A 269-nucleotide genomic window follows, 5' to 3' on the forward strand; every position below is an offset into this window, starting at 1 on the left:
GGGTGGGTCAGGTGGGGCCAGATCGCGATGCCGTGCCGCAGTTCCTCGTCGAGGGTCTCCAGCGGATGGTGGACGGTCGTGTGCTTGCCGGCGACGACGACCGTGCACCGGTCGAGCTTGCGCAGGGCGAAGGTGAGTGCGGCGGCGGTGCGCGCGGGGTCGGCGGGGGTGAGGATGTGGAGCGTGGTATCGCCGCCGGCCAGAAGTGCCGAGGTGAGGCTGGGGTTTTGGTGGGTGAGGGTGTTGTGCCAGCCCAGGCTGGTCAGGAG

Annotated in this window: 1 pseudogene; it reads right to left on the reverse strand. The window is 70.3% G+C overall.

Going from position 1 to position 269, the window contains the following annotated elements:
- Window positions 1–269: pseudogene (locus C1J00_RS44380) on the reverse strand (phosphoketolase); the annotation flags it as partial.

Origin of the sequence: Streptomyces cahuitamycinicus (assembly GCF_002891435.1) — a bacterium.
Lineage (GTDB): Bacteria > Actinomycetota > Actinomycetes > Streptomycetales > Streptomycetaceae > Streptomyces > Streptomyces cahuitamycinicus.